12 protein-coding genes are annotated in these 12362 nt (G+C 68.1%); 5 read left to right on the top strand and 7 right to left on the bottom strand.

Translation table 11 applies throughout. The features are described from left to right. Positions 1-136 precede the first annotated feature (136 nt). Entirely contained in the window at positions 137-754 is a 618-nt protein-coding gene (locus tag I4484_RS08815; protein WP_197450576.1) for an exopolysaccharide biosynthesis protein, read from the top strand. A gap of 9 nt (positions 755-763) precedes the next feature. Continuing rightward, on the top strand, positions 764-1711 hold the full coding sequence (locus I4484_RS08810; RefSeq protein ID WP_197450575.1) for a threonine/serine dehydratase: 948 nt from the start codon (positions 764-766) through the stop codon (positions 1709-1711). Between the two features lie 26 nt (positions 1712-1737). Here I4484_RS08810 and I4484_RS08805 read toward each other — a convergent pair whose 3' ends face one another. Beyond that, entirely contained in the window at positions 1738-2340 is a 603-nt protein-coding gene (locus I4484_RS08805; protein WP_197450574.1) for a LysE family translocator, read from the bottom strand. Positions 2341-2437: 97 nt separating this feature from the next. Between I4484_RS08805 and I4484_RS08800 the strand changes: the two genes are divergently transcribed. Further along, complete coding sequence (locus I4484_RS08800) at positions 2438-3832, top strand: PLP-dependent aminotransferase family protein (RefSeq protein WP_197450573.1); 1395 nt, start codon at positions 2438-2440, stop codon at positions 3830-3832. Between the two features lie 14 nt (positions 3833-3846). Here the strand turns inward: I4484_RS08800 and I4484_RS08795 are convergent, their stop codons facing one another. Further along, entirely contained in the window at positions 3847-4881 is a 1035-nt protein-coding gene (locus I4484_RS08795) for a GlxA family transcriptional regulator (RefSeq protein ID WP_197450572.1), read from the bottom strand. Between the two features lie 113 nt (positions 4882-4994). On the opposite strand from I4484_RS08795, the gene I4484_RS08790 reads away from it, so the two are divergent. Next, positions 4995-6098 (top strand): class I SAM-dependent methyltransferase, encoded by a 1104-nt coding sequence (locus tag I4484_RS08790; RefSeq protein ID WP_197450571.1) that lies wholly within the window; start codon positions 4995-4997, stop codon positions 6096-6098. Between the two features lie 44 nt (positions 6099-6142). Here I4484_RS08790 and I4484_RS08785 read toward each other — a convergent pair whose 3' ends face one another. Both I4484_RS08785 and I4484_RS08780 read right to left on the bottom strand, forming a co-directional pair. After that, entirely contained in the window at positions 6143-7363 is a 1221-nt protein-coding gene (locus I4484_RS08785; RefSeq protein WP_197450570.1) for an acetate/propionate family kinase, read from the bottom strand. After that, positions 7360-8778: a bifunctional enoyl-CoA hydratase/phosphate acetyltransferase gene (locus I4484_RS08780; RefSeq protein WP_197450569.1), complete on the bottom strand. Its 1419-nt coding sequence runs from the start codon at positions 8776-8778 to the stop codon at positions 7360-7362. Before I4484_RS08780 ends, I4484_RS08785 begins: the two co-directional genes overlap by 4 nt. Positions 8779-8944: 166 nt before the next feature. On the opposite strand from I4484_RS08780, the gene I4484_RS08775 reads away from it, so the two are divergent. After that, entirely contained in the window at positions 8945-9370 is a 426-nt protein-coding gene (locus I4484_RS08775) for a RidA family protein (protein WP_197450568.1), read from the top strand. A 45-nt stretch (positions 9371-9415) separates the two neighbouring features. Here I4484_RS08775 and I4484_RS08770 read toward each other — a convergent pair whose 3' ends face one another. The 3 genes from I4484_RS08770 to I4484_RS08760 form a co-directional block, all read right to left on the bottom strand. Continuing rightward, complete coding sequence (locus tag I4484_RS08770) at positions 9416-10411, bottom strand: substrate-binding domain-containing protein (protein WP_197450567.1); 996 nt, start codon at positions 10409-10411, stop codon at positions 9416-9418. 114 nt (positions 10412-10525) lie between these two features. Continuing rightward, on the bottom strand, positions 10526-11050 hold the full coding sequence (locus I4484_RS08765; protein ID WP_234283508.1) for a gluconokinase: 525 nt from the start codon (positions 11048-11050) through the stop codon (positions 10526-10528). A 27-nt stretch (positions 11051-11077) separates the two neighbouring features. After that, positions 11078-12361, bottom strand: coding sequence for a TRAP transporter large permease (locus tag I4484_RS08760; RefSeq protein ID WP_197450566.1), 1284 nt, complete (start codon positions 12359-12361; stop codon positions 11078-11080). Between the last annotated feature and the right edge of the window lies 1 nt (position 12362).

The raw sequence follows: 12362 nt of genomic DNA, 5'->3' as shown, positions 1-12362 counted from the left end.
TGACCCGAGCGGGTCGACGATCCGGTCAGGGCGGGTAGACACGGCGGCGGCATGAGCACGTCCCGCCGCGTTGGCGCTATGCTGTGAGCCATCAGGAGTTCTTGTGCACGCAAAGGGAGAGCCAATGGGAGAAAGGATGCAGGCCTCACGAGACACGAAAGCGGATGACGTCAAGGAGCCACATAGCCTGGTCGAACTCATGCAGGCCATCGAATCGATCGATACACCCTCTGGGCGCATCCGCTTCGACGAGGTGCTGGACGCCATCGGCCGGCGCGCCTTCGGCCCGCTGCTGCTGCTGGCCGGGCTCGTGACGCTGATGCCCATCGTCAGTGGTATCCCCGGCGTACCCACGCTGATGGCCCTGTTCACGCTGCTGGTCTGCGCACAGCTGCTGATCGGTCGACGCACCTTCTGGCTGCCACGCTGGCTGCGCAACCGAACGCTGCCCAGCGACAAGGTGCACAAGGGGCTCAAGTGGATGTACAAGCCGGCCCAGTGGATCGACCGGCTACTGCACCCGCGCTTCTCCTTCATGACCGGCCCGCTTGGCATTCAGCTCACCGCCCTGTCGTGCTTCGTGCTGGCCCTGGCCATGCCGCCCATGGAACTGGTGCCGCTCACGGTCAACATCGCCGGCGTGGCCCTGACCTTCTTCGGCCTGGCGATCATGGCGCGTGACGGCCTGCTGTCGATCCTTGCCTTTCTCATCACCGGCACGAGCCTGTTCGTCATTCTTTACAACCTGCTGTAGGGGTAGCCCATGCTCCCGCTCGAACGCCTTCAGTCAGCCCAGCGGCTCATTGCCGACACCCTCCCGCCCACTCCCCTGCTGCTCGACCATGGGTTGTCGGACCGACTGGGCCGTCGCGTGTGGCTCAAGGGGGAACTGTTCCAGCGCACCGGCTCGTTCAAGCCGCGCGGCGCCCTGCACTGGGTGCGTACCGCCAAACGTGAGGAGCTGGCCGGCGGCCTGGGGGCGGTATCGGCGGGCAACCATGCCCTGGGGCTCGCCTGGGCGGCAGGCCAGGCCGGCGTACCGGTCACCATCGTGATGCCGGAGAACGCCAGCCGGTTCAAGGTGGAGGGCAGCCGTGAGCTGGGTGCCGAGGTGATCCTGTACGGCGACATCAACGCCGCCTGGGAGCGGATGCATGAGCTGGTGGCTGAGCGCGGGCTGACGCTGGTCCACCCCTACGACGACGAGCGCATCATCGCCGGCCAGGGCACGGTGGGTCTCGAGATCCTCGAGCAGGCACCCGAGGCCACGGCCATCCTCTGCCCGGTGGGCGGCGGCGGGCTGATCGCCGGCATCGGCTCGGCCGCCGCGGCGCTGCGCCCTGAGCTGGCACTCTTCGGCGTGGAACCCTGCGGCGCCGCCAGCATGGCCCACGCCTGGGCCCAGGGCGCGCCTTCGCGTCTAGGCAAGGTGGAAACCTGCGCCAAGAGCCTGGGCGCGGCCATCGTCGGCGAGCATACCTACCCCATCTGCCGTGAAACCGTACGGGCACTCGCGCAGGTAGACGACGCGGCCATCGGCCGCGCCCTGCACCACCTGCTCTACCAGGCCAAGCTGATGGCCGAACCGGGCGCCGCGGTGGGCGTCGCCGCCCTGCTGGAGGAAGCTGTCGCGCTTCCGCCCGAAGGCGACGTGGTGGTGGTGATCACCGGCGGCAACATGAGCCGGGAGGAGCTGGAACCATTCCTGTAACGCCAGCCGCCTTACCGCCCGGCACATCAGGCCAGGATGAAGTAGACGCAGGCTGCGGTGAGCCCACCCATGGTCCCATTGAAGACGCGCCAGGCACGCGGTGTGTCGAGCCACTGCCCGATGGCCATTCCGAAGCCCGCCCACAGCGCGATGCAGGGCAGGCCCACCAGCTCGGCGAACCCGGCCAGCAGCAGCGCGTTGAGGACGGTGTCGCCCCCCTCGGGCAGGAAGCCCGCCATCAGCGCCAGGCCCATCACCCATGCCTTGGGGTTGGCGAACTGGAAGGCCGCCGCCTGCCAGAAGCTGAGCGGCCGCCCCTCGCCCTTGTGGCGCAGGTCGGGCGGCGGCGCCGTGGCGATCTTCCAGGCCAGGTAGAGCAGGTAGGCGCTGCCGACCACACGCAGGGTCATCTGCACCGCGGGGTAGCGTTCGAAGATCAACCCCAGCCCCAGGGCGATGGCGGCAAACAGCAGGAAGCAGCCGCCCAGGATGCCGAAGATGTGCGGCAAGGTACGCATGAAGCCGTAGTTGGCCCCCGAGGCCGTAAGCATCATGTTGTTGGGCCCCGGGGTGATGGTCATCGAGATCATGTAGAGTGCCGCAGGGCCGAGAAACGCCAGAGCTTCCATGTTTTTGTACCCATACAATTTATCGTCAGGATTGGAATTTTCCTACAATTGTCAGCATAATGAGGCTAAATCCGCCGTCAAAGGTTTTATTGTCACCATGACAATGTGGGTTCCACAGCTTGCCGAAACGGGCGTGCGCTACCGCGCCATCGCCGAGTCCATCGCCGTGGCGGTGCAGGCCGGTGAACTCCTGCCGGGGCAGAAACTCCCGCCGCAGCGCCGCCTGGCCGACCGCCTGGGGGTTACCGTGGGAACCGTGACCCGTGCCTATGCCGAAGCCGAGCGTCAGGGGTGGGTGGTGGCCCGCGTGGGCAGCGGTACCTTCGTGCGCGGCAACGAGGCGGCGTCAGGCCAGGATTTTCTGGCCAGCCGCCCCGTCGAGGATGGCACCATCGACCTCAGCCTGAGCCTGCCGCCGCCGCACCCGATGCGAGTCGCCAGCCTGGGGCGCGTGCTGCAAGAGATCGCCGAGCAGCCCGCGATTCTCCAGCGCGCCGTGGAGTACCAGCCGGATCGCGGCGTTCCCGCCCACCGCGAACAGCTGGCCGCGTGGATGACCCGCCTGGGCATGCCCGCCGAGCCCGAGCCGCTGGTCGTCACCCAGGGCGGCCAGCACGGCATCCACCTGGCGCTGCAGACGTTGACGCGGCCGGGCGAGCGCATCGCCGCCGACGTGCTCACCTATCCGGGCCTGATCACCGCCGCCAGCCAGGCGCACCTCAAGCTGGTGGGCGTGCCGATGGACGCCGAGGGCATGGACATGGACGCCCTGGCGCGGCTCTGCGCGCAGCAGCCACCGCGGCTGGTCTACGTCACGCCGGATCAGAACAACCCCACCGGCACGCCCATGAGCGAAGCGCGCCGCGAACGCCTGGTGGCCCTGGCCCGTCGCCACGACTTCTGGGTCGTCGAGGATGGCGTGCAGTACCTGCCCGAGGCGGAGCGCGGCACGCCGGTCTACCGCCTGGCGCCGGAGCGCACGCTGTTTCTCTTCAGCACCGCCAAGGTGCTGGCCGGCGGCCTGCGCATCGGTACGCTGCTGGCGCCGCCGGCGCTGCGCGAGCGGCTGGGCACGGCGCTGCGCGCCCAGAGCTGGATGGTGCCGCCGCTGATGGTCGAGGCGGTGTGTCGCTGGGTGGCAAGCGAAGAGAGCGACGCCCTGCTCGACTGGCTGATCGAGGAGTTGGGGGAGCGCCAGCGCATGGCCCGGGAACGCCTGGCCGGCTATGCCGTGAGCGGACGCCCGCATGGCAACAACCTGTGGCTGCCGCTGCCGGAGGGGCTGCGCAGCGCCGTGTTCGTGGAAGCGCTGGCGCAGCGCCGGGTCCTGGTCAGCAGCGCCGAGCCCTTCTGCGTGGGCAGCGAACCCGCGCCCCAGGCGCTGCGGCTGTGCCTCAGTGCCGCGCCCTCGCGCGAGGCGCTGGCCCAGGCGCTGGATACGCTGGCGGGGCTGCTCGCCGAGCCTCCGGCCGCGCCCTGGCAGACGCTGTAGCGCAACAGATCGCCTCAAGACAGGCGCAGTCGCAGCCCGCGGAAGCGCCGCCGGTAGCGGCTGGGCGTCAGCCCCACGCGACGACCGAACAGACGACGAAAGAAGCTGGGGTCGGCATAACCGAGCTGTTCGGCGATCGCTTCGATCGGCTCGTCGCCCTGCTCCAGCAGCTGCTTCGCCTCCTCCAGGCGCAAAGTGTGCACATAGTCCATCGGCGTCATGCCGGTCGCCGCCTTGAAGCGGCGCTTGAAGGCGCGTTCCGACAGGCCGCTGACCTCCACCATGCAGGCCACCGGCGAGTGGTCGTCGTAGTGCTGGGCGACCCACACCTGGCAGCGCGCGATGCAGGCATCCGCCACTTGCCGTGAACTACTGAGCACGGCGTAGGGCTGCTGCCCGTCCTGATGCCAGTCGATCAGGTGGACACGGGCCAGGCGCATTGCCTCGTCGGTGCCAACCAGGCGCGCCACCAGGTAGAGGGCGAGATCGAACCAGCTGGTACCGCCGCCGGCCATGATCAACCGTTGCCCTTCCCCGCTGGCGACCAGGATGCGATGCGGGTACACCCGCACCTCCGGATAGCGTCGCGCCAAGGCCTCGCAGTAGGCCCAGTGGGTGGTGGCCTCCTGCCCTGCCAGCAATCCCGCCTCGGCCAGCAGCATGGCGCCGGTGCAGGCCGCCGCCAACAGGGCCCCCTGGACGTGACGTTCGCGCAACCAGGCGATCTCGGCCCCGTAGCACCCCGCCAGCCGCGCTTCGGGGGCAATGAAGAGATCCGGTATGCAGGCCGCGGTGATCGGCGGGCACGCCTCCAGGCTGCAGTCAGGCTGGACCCAGGCGCCATTGGGAGCGCGGAAGCCTTCGCCGCTGCGCGAGACGATCAGCGGGCGCAGCAGAGGCTCGCCCATCCGCCCGTGGACCAGGAAATTCCAATCCCGCCCCGCCGAGCCGAACAGGTCGAACATTCCGTACAGCGTCGAGGCGGTCGCCTCGGGCGTGGCCAGCAACGCAATGGTCAGCGGCTCATCGGCTTCGACATCGTTCCCCATGGCAGAAAACTCCCGATTGCGTCGCTTTGCTCCTGCGTGATGCCGCGCCGACGGTCGTAACGTGATCCTGCACGACAACGCCAACGACAACGACAACACGAAGGAGAGCCACCATGTGTGATGTTCCCACTCTTGGCGCCCAGGAAACCAACACTGGCGCTGCCACCACGACCGAAGCCTTCGAGGCACGCCTGGTCGAGGCGCTCAACGCAAGCGGCCTGATGCTGCTGCTCTCGCTCGGTCATCGCACCGGCCTGCTGGCGGCCATGGCCGAAGCGCCTCCCGAAACCAGCGAGGCCCTGGCCACGCGCACCGAGCTCGACGAACGCTACGTCCGCGAATGGCTAGGGGGCATGGTCGCCAGCGGCGTCGTCGAGACCGATCCGTCGATCGGTACCTATTGGCTGCCACAGGAGCATGCCCTGCTGCTGACGGACAAGGGCCCGGCCAACCTCGCCGTCTACTCGCAGTTTATCGCCATTCTGGGCAGCGTGGAGGACGATGTGGTGCGCTGTTTCCGCGAAGGCGGCGGCGTGCCCTACTCGCGCTATCCACGCTTCCAGGAAGTGATGGCCAGCGACAGCGGCCAGACCGTGCTGCCGGCCCTGTTCGATGCCATCCTGCCGCTGGCCGAGGGCCTCACCGAGCGACTCGAGCGTGGCATCCGGGTGCTCGACTGCGCCTGCGGTCGCGGGCGGGCGCTGATGGCCATGGCCCAGCGCTATCCCGCCAGCCGCTTCGTCGGCTACGACCTGTCACAGGAGGCCATCGACTGGGCCAGGCGTGAAGCCGATCGCGCCGGGCTTGCCAATCTCACGTTCGAGGTGCGTGACCTGAGCGACTTCGACGAGACCGCCGAGCCCGAGGCCTTCGACCTGGTCACCACCTTCGATGGCATCCACGACCAGGCGCGGCCACGCAGTCTGCTCAGGGGCATTCGTCGCAGTCTGGCGCCGGGCGGCGCCTACCTGGTGCAGGACATTCATGCCTCGAGCCACCACCACCTCGACCGCGAACACCCGCTGGGTACCATGCTCTACGCGGTCTCGGTGAGCCACTGCATGACGGTATCCCTGGCCCAGGGCGGCGAAGGGCTGGGTACCATGTGGGGGCGCGAGCGCGCGCTGGCCTACCTGGAGGAGGCCGGCTTCGGCGATATCGCGGTTCACCAGCTCGAGCACGACATCCAGAACGACTACTTCGTCTGCCACCCTTGATGTCACACCGCACTTGGAGGCAGCGCCGAGCGGCCTGCCTCCCGCTAGCGGAGCATGACGCCGGCCGTATACCAGGCGATCATGCGCTCCTCGTCGGTGGGAATGACCCACAGCCCCAGCCGGCTGTCGGGAGCGGCGATGTCGGTGGCATGGACGGCGTTGGCCTCGGTGTCGAGCCGCGCGCCGAGCCACTCGCAGCCCTTGGCCACGGCGGCGCGCACCGGGGCGGCGTGTTCGCCGATGCCGGCGGTGAAGACCAGATGGTCGAGCCCGCCCAGGGCCGCCGCGAGGCTGCCGATCTCGCGCACGATGCGGTAGACGTAAAGCTCGATGGCCTCCGCCGCGGCAGGCGCCCGGCTGGCCAGCAGTTCGCGCATGTCGCCGCTGATCCCCGACACACCGAGCAGGCCCGACTCCCGGTAGAGCATGCGCTGTACCGCCTCGGCGCTCATGCCCTCCTGCAGGATCAGGTGCAGCACCAGACCGGGGTCGAGGCTGCCGCTGCGGGTGCCCATCATCAGCCCTTCGAGCGCCGTGAACCCGGTCGTGGCGGCGACGCTGCGGCCATCGCGCAGCGCACACAGGCTGGCGCCATTGCCCAGGTGGGCGATGATCACCCGCCCGCTCGATGCCGCCTGGCGGTGCTGCGGCAACTCCTGCTCGCCCAGGACACGGCTGACATAGTCGAAGGAGAGCCCATGGAAGCCGTAGCGGATCACGCCTTGCTGGCGATAGCGGCGCGGCAGCGGGAAGCTCTGGGCCACCGCCGGCTGGCCGGCGTGAAAGGCGGTATCGAAGCAGGCGACCTGAGGCAGTGCCGGCCGCAGGTCGGCCAATGCCCGCACCGCCGCCAGGCCATGCGGCTGATGCAAGGGCGCCAATGTCACGAGCTCCTGCAGTTCGCCGAGGTTGCTTTCGTCGAGGCGCAGCGGATCGCGATACTTCGCCCCGCCATGCACGATGCGATGCCCCACGGCACGCAGGTCGCCCAGGGCCGGATTCGCCTCCACCCATTCGAGCAGGCGGGCCAGGGCACCCGGGTGGCCCAGCATGGGCGGTACGTTGCACAGTGCGGCGGTGTTCGCATCGCTCGGGGGCTCGTCGAACCCCGCGCCCAGCTCGACGCGAGCCTGGTCCCCGAGCCCCGCGAACTGGCCGCGACAGCGCAGCCTCAGGCCTATGGGGGTCTCGGCGGGCACGGCCTCGAACAGAGCGAACTTGAGGCTCGAGGAGCCGCTGTTGACGACCAGGATCTCCCCGCTCATGGCCCACTCTTCTTGCGCTGCTCCGCCACCAGCAGCGCCAAGGCGCAGGAAGCCAGGCGGGTGATGGCATCCTCGGCGCGGCTGGTCAGCACGATCGGTACCCGTGCCCCCATCACCAGGCCGGCACCGCTGGCATCGGCCAGGTAGGTGAGCTGCTTCATCAGCATGTTGGCCGACTCGAGATCGGGAGCGACCAGGATGTCGGCACGCCCGGCCACCGGCGAGACGATGCCCTTGGCCGCGGCGGCCGCTTCGGAAACGGCATTGTCGAAGGCCAGCGGGCCGTCGAGCACGCCGCCGAGGATCTGTCCGCGTTCGGCCATCTTGCACAGCGCGGCGGCCTCGAGGGTCGAAGCGATCTTGGGGTTGACCGTTTCCACTGCCGACAGGATCGCCACCCGGGGCGAGGCGTTGCCCACCGCATGGGCCAGGTCGATGGCGTTCTGCACGATGTCCTTCTTGTCGGCCAGCGTCGGGTAGATGTTGATGGCCGCATCGGTGATGAACAGTGGTCGCGGGTAGGTCGGCACGTCGAACGCCATCACGTGGCTCAGGCAGCGCTCGGTGCGCAGGCCGGTGTCGCGCTTGACCACCTCGTGCAGCAGCTCGTCGGTATGCAACGCGCCCTTCATCAGCGCCTCTACCCGCCCCGCCCGGGTCAAGGCCACCGCCTCGGCCGCCGCGGCATGGCTGTGCGGCACGTCGACGAGTTCGAACTCGGCGATGTCGACTCCGGCGGCTGCGGCGGCGGCATGTACCTTGGCCTTGGGCCCCACCAGCACCGGGCGGATCAGTCCCTGGCGCGCCGACTCGAAGGCGCCAAGGATCGACGCCTCGTCCACGGGGTGCACCACCGCCATGCTCACCGGCGCGGGATGCTCAGCGGCGCTGAGCATCTCGTGCAGGCGCGCCCGCTCGGCCAGGCGTACCCGCGGCAGAACGGCACGCGGCCGAACGATCTTCTCGGTCGGCGCCTGCACCTCCGCCTCGCCCTCGATGACGGTCTCGCCGTTCTGGTTGGTGCACAGGCACTGGAAGACGATGCGCTTGAGCCGCTCGTCCTTGGCCTGCGCACGCACGCTCACCCGCAACACGTCGCCCAACCGGACCGGCCTGCGAAAGCGCAGCGTCTGGCTCAGGTAGATGGTGCCGGGTCCGGGCAGCTCGGTGCCCAGCACGGTGGAGATCAGCGCCCCGCCCCACATGCCGTGCGCGACCACCTCCTGGAAGCGCGTGCTCCTGGCGAAGTCGTCATCGAGATGCGCCGGGTTGATGTCGCCTGACATGATCGCGAAAAGCTTGATGTCGTCGAGGGTCAGGCGCTTCTCGAGCGATGCCGTATCGCCGATGGCTATCTCGTCGAAGGTGCGGTTTGCGATATGGCCGTTGGTGGTCAACCGATCCTGACTGTCCATGTACTACGCCTCGACCGGAGAGGGAGAACCCGGCGCCGTCGAATACTGCAACGCAGCAAGCCGGTGCTAATAGCATCGGCTACGCCCCCGATGAAGGCAAGCGCCTTGCAGCCATGACGTAAGCCGTCACAATGAGAGAACGATAACCCAACGAGGCGGAACCCCCATGCATCGCTTCCTCAACGATCCGACGCTTGCCGTTCCGGTCTTCCCGGGTAGCCACATCGCCATGGATGGCCACTACCTCTTCCTTTCCGGTCTGACGGTGACCGATATCCAGGGCGGCGACGCCGTACTCGGCGACATCGCCGAGGAGACCCGCTGGGTGATGCGCCGCCTGTCGCGCATGCTGGAGTACGCCGGTGCCTCGCTGGCGCACGTGGTGCGGGTCGACATCCACCTGACCAACCTCGATACCATCCACACCATGGATGCGGCCTACGCCGAGTTCTTCGAGAATCACAGCTATCCGGCCCGCACCTGCACCGAGTCATCACGCCTGAGCGGTGGCGCCAATGTCGAGATCACGCTGATGGCTCGCCAGCCGTCGACCTCCTCTCATTGCAAGGGCGAAGCCGGCCACGAGACATGACCCCCATGGCCGGCCGTTCTCACAGTCGGCATCGTAGCGTTCGGCTCAGAGCGTCCCTCCAGGCTCGATGCGGTAGCCCAGGTCGATGGTGCGCTTTTCCAGTTCACCGCCCTGGATACGCCGCAGCAGCTCGGTGGCGGCACGCTTGCCGATCGCCTGTCGCGGGGTAATCACGCTGGCCAGCCGCGGCGTCATCACCTGGCCCACGTCGTGGCCATGGAAACCGGCGATGGCCATGCGTGCCGGCACCTCGACGCCACGCCGCAGGCACTCGAAGTAGGCCCCCACCGCGACGTCGTCGTTGGTGCAGAAGATGCCGTCGGTCTCGGGATGCTCGGCGAGGATCTCGTCGAGCAGTGCCGCCCCCACGCTGTACGAGGAGCGCTGGCTGCGCTGCAGCGTCAGCGGCGTGAACCCGTGCCGCTCCATGGCCTGGCGGTAACCCTGCTCGCGCTGGCGCGTCCGCGAGTCGAGGCGCACGGCGAGGTAGACGATCCGACGCCGGCCATGGCGGATCATCTCGCTGACCATGTCATCGGCGGCACGCACGTTGTCGAAGCCGATCGACTGCTGCAGCGGCGGGGTCAGCGAATCCATGATCTCCACGATGGGGATGCCCGCCGTCTCTAGCATCCGGCAGGTGCGCGCGGTGTGGTGGCTGTCGGAGAGGATCACGCCATCGACGTTGTAGGAGAGCAGCGAGGCGAGGCTGCGCTCCTCCAGCTCCTGGCTGTAGCCGTAGTGCGAGAGCATCAGATGATAGCCCAGCGGCTCGGTGACCTCCTCGATGCCCACCAGCACGTCGGCGAATACCTGGTTGGTCAGCGAGGGCACCAGCACGCCGATGGAGTGGCTGGTGGCACGCGAGAGCAGGTCGGGCGCCCGGTTGGGAATGTAGCCGACCTGTTCCGCCGCCCGGAAGATCCGCTCGCGCAGCCCCTCCGAGACGGTAGTGGGATCGCGCAGGCAGCGACTCACGGTCATCTTGGTCGCCCCGACCCGGTCGGCAATGTCCTGCAGTGTCGGTCGCTTCTTCTTCACGGTGCCCCGCTGGCTGCTGTTGGTCCTGGCCGGCGCCGAGCGGCACCCGCCGCCGTCACGAGCGGCATCATACCGGAGTCGCCCCGGTCCCGCCGCCGACTCGAGCCAATCCCCTCAGGGAGCGCGGTGCACGTGAGGCAAGGCTTCCAGGAATGTCTCGACGATCGTCTCGGGAGTTTCGCCAATGCTGCACACCACGGCCTCGGCTTCCGTCGGGGGCTCCAGGTCGTGGAGCTGGCTGTCGAGCATCGCCTCGCCGCGAAAGAAGTGCTCCTCCCGCGCGGCCAGGCGCACACGCAGCTGCTCGCGCCCTCCTTCGAGAAACAGGAAGGCGAGCTCGGGGTCGCCGCGCCGAAGCAGGTCGCGGTAACGCTGCTTCAGCGCCGAGCAGGCCAGGACCAGCGAGGCATCGCGGCGGCGATGGTCGCCGATCAGCCCCGCCAGGGTCTCCAGCCACTCGCGGCGGTCGTCGTCGTCGAGCGGTATGCCGTTGGCCATCTTGTCGACATTGGCCGGCGAGTGGTAGTCGTCGCCATCGATGAAGGCGACGCCCAGGCGACTGGCGAGCAAGGCGCCGATACGCGACTTACCCGAGCCCGATACGCCCATCACCACGATGCGGTATGTGTCATCCTTCACGGGACCTCCGCTCGTCAGTTGCCGCACTCAGTTTCCACGGACTGCGGCCATGTCGGGCAGCCAGGTCACGATCCCGGGGAAGGCGATCAACACTACCAGCACCACCAGCAGCGCCGCGTAATAGGGCAGCATTGCCCGGACCAGCTGCTCCATGCTGACCCGACCGACACCGCAGCCGACGTAGAGACAGGTGCCCACCGGCGGCGTCAGCAGGCCGATGCCGAGGATGAAGGCCATCAGCACGCCGAAGTAGACGGGGTCGACCCCCACCGAGGTGACGATCGGCGTCAGCATCGGCGCCATGATCACCATCGCCGGGGTCAGGTCCATCACGAACCCCACCAGCAGTAGCAGACCGGCCACGATCAGCAGCAGCCAGAACGGCTCCTGGGTGATCGCCTGTACCTGGCGCACCAGGGTCTGCGGCACCATGTTGATGGTCAGGAACCAGGCAATGACGGTGGCGAACGCCAGCAGCAGCAGCACCATGCCGGTCAGCCGCGCGGTGCGGATCAGCATGCCCCACAGCTCGCGAGGGTGAAATTCGCGGTACACCACCAGCGAAATGAACAGCGAATAGAGCAGCGCGGCCACGGCCGCTTCGGTGGCGGTGAAGACCCCGCCGAGGATGCCACCGATCACGATCACCGGCAGCACCAGCGCCAGCCACGCCGCCTTCAGCGCCTGCCACAGGCGGCCCAGCTCGAATTTTCGGGTCTGCCCGGCGTGCTCGATGCTGGCCATGATGAACGTGGTCACCATCAGCGCGAAGCCGATCAGCAGGCCCGGCACGATGCCGGCGATGAACAGCCGGCTGATCGAGGTCTCGGTGACGATGCCGAACAGGATCAGCGGGATCGACGGCGGAATGATGATGCCGATCACCGAGGAGACGGTGTTGATCGCGGTGGCATGCGGGGCGGTATAGCCCTGCTGCTTCATCGACGGGATCATCATCGCGCCGGTGGCGGCGGTATCGGCCACCGCCGAGCCGCTGATGCCGCCGAAGAACATCGAGCCGGTGATCGCCACCTGCCCGAGCCCGCCGCGCACGAAGCCGACCAACGCCCCGGCGAGCTCCATCAGCCGGCGGGCGATGCCGCCGTTGCTCATCACTTCTCCCACCAGAATGAAGAACGGGATGGCCAACAGCGGGAAATTGTTCACGCCGCGGATCGACTGCTCGATCAGGATCGACAGCGGAATGTCGGAGAGCACCGCCATGACCACGGCGGCGATGCCGAGGCCGAAGGCAATGGGCAGCCCCAGCACGATGGAGGCGAACAGAATGGCGAGGAAAATCCACAGCATG

The organism is Halomonas sp. SS10-MC5 (assembly GCF_015992245.1).
GTDB lineage: Bacteria > Pseudomonadota > Gammaproteobacteria > Pseudomonadales > Halomonadaceae > Halomonas > Halomonas sulfidoxydans.
This window is presented reverse-complemented; position numbering and strand designations above follow the sequence as displayed.